1 protein-coding gene is annotated in these 1790 nt (G+C 69.8%); it reads left to right on the forward strand.

Annotated elements, in window-relative coordinates; genetic code table 11:
* Positions 1-1790, forward strand: a 1790-nt coding sequence (locus ACYJP6_RS24135; protein WP_459478555.1) for an amino acid adenylation domain-containing protein, incomplete at both ends; no start/stop codon positions are given.

Raw genomic sequence — 1790 nt, forward strand, 5'->3', positions numbered from 1 at the left:
ACGGTGGAGCGCCTGGCGCGCCACTGGCGCACGCTGCTGGAGGGGATCTGCCAGGACCCGACGCGCCGACTCGGCGAGCTGCCCCTGCTCGACGAGGCCGAACGCGACGCCCTGCTGCAGCGCTGGGACCAGCGCGACCAGCCCCATGCCGCCCGGCCATTCATCCACGAGGCGATCGCCGAGCAGGCCCGGCAGGCCCCGGCGGCCATCGCCGTGCTCTTTGGCGACCACCAACTGAGCTACGCCGAGTTGGACGCCCAGGCCAACCGCTTGGCGCAGCACCTGCGTACCCTGGGCGTCGGACCGGAAGTCCGGGTGGCCATCGCCATGCGCCGTTCGGCGGAGATCATGGTGGCCTTCCTCGCAGTGCTCAAGGCGGGGGGCGCCTATGTCCCGCTGGACCTCGCCTATCCCGCCGAGCGCCTGAGGTACATGTTGGAAGACTGTCAGGCCGCCCTGGTACTGACCCAGGCCGACGTGAGCGAACGCCTGCCGCTACCCGCCGGCGTGAGTGGCCTGGCGGTGGATCGCCCGGAGGCCTGGCAGCACCTGCCCAGCCAGCCGCCTGCGGTGGACCTGGCGGACAGCAACCTGGCCTATGTGATCTACACCTCCGGCTCCACCGGCCAGCCCAAGGGCGTGGCCGTGGCCCATGGCCCGCTGGCCGCGCACATCCGCGCCACCGGTGAACGCTACGAGACCTGCGCCGAGGATTGCGAACTGCACTTCATGTCGTTCGCCTTCGACGGTGCCCACGAAGGCTGGATGCACCCCCTGATCAACGGCGCCCGCGTCCTGATCCGCGACGACGACCTCTGGCTGCCGGAGGAGACCTATGAGCGGCTGCATCGCCATGGCGTCACCCTGGCGGTCTTCCCGCCGGTGTACCTGCAGCAACTGGCCGAGCACGCCGCGCGTGTCGGCAACCCTCCACCGGTGCGGGTCTACTGCTTCGGTGGCGATGCGGTGCCCGAAGCCAGCTACGCCCAGGCGTGGGAGAGCCTGCAGCCGAAGTACCTGTTCAACGGCTACGGTCCGACGGAAACCGTGGTAACGCCACTGCTGTGGAAAGCCGGGCGTGGGGAGCCCTGTGGCGCTGCCTATGCACCGATTGGCACCCTGCTGGGGCGGCGCCGGGGCGAGGTGCTGGACGCCGAACTGAACCTCTTGCCGCTGGGGCTGGCCGGTGAACTCTACCTGGGCGGCGAAGGGGTCGCCCGGGGCTACCTGGATCGTCCCGGCTTGACCGCGGAACGCTTCGTCCCCGATCCCCATGGCGATGGCGAGCGGCTGTACCGCAGCGGCGACCTGGTGCGAACCCGTGCCGACGGCCTGGTGGACTACCTGGGGCGGATCGACCAGCAGGTGAAGATCCGTGGCTATCGCATCGAACTGGGCGAAATCGAGGCGCGGTTGCGCGAACGGCCCGAGGTTCGCGAGGCGGTGGTAGTGGCCCGTGAGGGTGCCAGCGGCAAGCAACTGGTGGGCTACGTGATCCCCGCGACGACCACGACGGATAGCGGTGCCCTGCGCGCCATCCTCAAGCAGTCGCTCAAGGACCACCTGCCGGACTTCATGATCCCCAGTGCCTGGGTGGTGCTGGAGCGCCTGCCGCTGACGCCGAACGGCAAGCTGGACCGTAAGGGCCTGCCGGCGCAGGACCTTGACGCGGGCCGGCAGCGCCACGAGGCGCCACAGGGCGAGCTGGAATGCATCCTGGCGGCGATTTGGCGCGAGGTGCTGGGAGTGGAGCGGGTAGCGCGCAGCGACAACTTCTTCGAGTTGGGGGG

The organism is Pseudomonas sp. No.117 (assembly GCF_054558395.1).